Here is a 1,503-nt window from a genome sequence, read left to right as displayed (position 1 = left end):
AAGTTTGATTTCTTTAGTGTATTTAGTCATGAAAATAACCCCCGAAATTAGTGTCCTAATTTCGGGGGTCATATCAAATTAATAAATTGCTTGATCCTTTTTCTTTTATCTTGTTTTCTTCCAGTCTTATTCTAGTTAAGAGATTGATGAAGTTAGAGTAGCCATAAGCAGTTCTTTCAATTTGTTTTATCTTACGGTTGAAGCCTTCAAGACAGCCATTGGAATAAGATAAACTTGCACCATTTAAAACAGCTTTTAGATTATGTCTGAAGGTCAAAAGGGTTTTATGCATTAAAGCTCCGACCCTTTCTTTAGAATAAATAATTTCTTTCATTGATTTGGTATCGTGTTTATCAAGTGCTGTAAAGAAGTCCTGCAATAAATTATAGGAATTGTCTAAAACATCATTGCAACTGATACCTTCCATTACGATTTGATCCTGAGTAAGTGAGTCTTTATAGTGCCAACTGTATCTCGGGTGGATCTTTTCTAAGTCATCAAATTTCTTAAGATACAATTTCCAAGGTGATTTGAGCAGACTATATTCTCTTGTACCCTTATCAAATTTCTTCATAGTAGCGACCCTTAATGAATTTAAAGACCTGGTGAGCATCTGCACCATGTGGAAACGATCGATAATGATTTGAGCATTAGGAAAACAAGCTCTAACGATATCCTGATAATAGAAATTAAGGTCCATAGCTACAGTTTTGACGTTGGCTCGTGCCTTAAGCGTAAATCTGCCGAAGTATTTCAATAGATTCTTCTTAAATCTGTTTCTAAGAATTTGAATTACTTCATGTGTTTCTCCATTTAAACAGATAAAGTGCAGCTTTCTATCTACGCCCTTGAATTCGTCAAAAGCAAGATGCTCAGGCAAATAATCATACCCGTCAATAAAACGATGAGAACAAGAAGCCAACACTCGTTGAACTGTGTTAACTGAAGTATTGTGCTCACGGGCAATACTAGTCATTGAACGATCTTCGGTTAAGGCACTGAGAATCTTTAGCTTTGAAGTATTAGAAATACTGCAGTATTTATTTACAAGGCTACTTTGGGCCATTGATCTTTTACTGCAATCACGGCATTTAACTCTCTGTTTGAACAATCTAATTACGACAGGCGTACTTGCATTGGCAGTAATGTAGCGAATATTTGTCTTAAGATGACCGTTGTGAATAATATCAACAGAGCCGCAGAAGGGGCAAGCTGGTTGAATGAGCTCAGCTTCATAAACTTTATATTTCGAACCAGCTTCGGGAATTTTATAAAAATAATCTTTAAAAATAATGTTGTTGTCTTCAATATCAAGAAAAAATTTAATATAATCATTTAAAGAGGACATAGTTATACCTTTGTTTATACAAATAAAATGTTTGTTGGAACGAATTTTTTATTGTAAAGAGGACTATGTCCTCCTTTTTGGAACTGTATAATTTTATGTGTAAGGATGAACAGTTCCTTAAACTAAATTCCAATTGGGTATAAAAAAGGGACTCC

At 34.2% G+C, this 1,503-nt stretch carries 1 protein-coding gene; it reads right to left on the bottom strand.

Annotation, left to right across the window (positions count from 1 at the left end):
- Positions 1–73: 73 nt before the first annotated feature.
- Positions 74–1,348 (bottom strand): ISL3 family transposase, encoded by a 1,275-nt coding sequence (locus tag QP860_RS10515; protein ID WP_013439532.1) that lies wholly within the window; start codon positions 1,346–1,348, stop codon positions 74–76.
- Positions 1,349–1,503: the final 155 nt, after the last annotated feature.

The organism is Aerococcus sp. UMB1112A (assembly GCF_030230715.1).
GTDB lineage: Bacteria > Bacillota > Bacilli > Lactobacillales > Aerococcaceae > Aerococcus.
Note: the sequence above shows the minus strand (reverse complement) of the source record. Positions and strands in the feature narration are given on the sequence as shown.

Coding starts and splice junctions, on each gene's coding strand:
- QP860_RS10515 (WP_013439532.1), bottom strand. CDS start 1,348: ATGTCCTCTTTAAATGATTATATTAAATTTTTTCTTGATATTGAAGAC.